Raw genomic sequence first — 231 nt, 5'->3', positions numbered from 1 at the left:
AGTGTGTGGTGGGCTAAAAGACACAATATTCCTATCGTGTTGGAGATTAATGACTCTTGTTTGGTACATCGTGTGCGAGAGCTGTTTTTTCAACGCTTTGCCCGCTCGGTAGAACGTTGGATATTTAGCAATGCGACTGGGTTAGTATTTATTTCTAGCCGTTTCCAGCAAGTCGCGCAAGATGCCTACCCAGATATAGCACCCTCGGTTATTTCGCCGAATGCCGCTGAC

The 231-nt window shown here is 46.8% G+C and carries 1 protein-coding gene; it reads left to right on the top strand.

Annotated features, from left to right (window positions below; translation table 11 throughout):
* A partial coding sequence (locus Q4528_RS16510) for a hypothetical protein (RefSeq protein WP_303522883.1) occupies positions 1 to 231 on the top strand: 231 nt, incomplete at both ends.

It is taken from the genome of Staphylococcus pasteuri (assembly GCF_030547725.1).
GTDB lineage: Bacteria > Bacillota > Bacilli > Staphylococcales > Staphylococcaceae > Staphylococcus > Staphylococcus pasteuri.
This window is presented reverse-complemented; position numbering and strand designations above follow the sequence as displayed.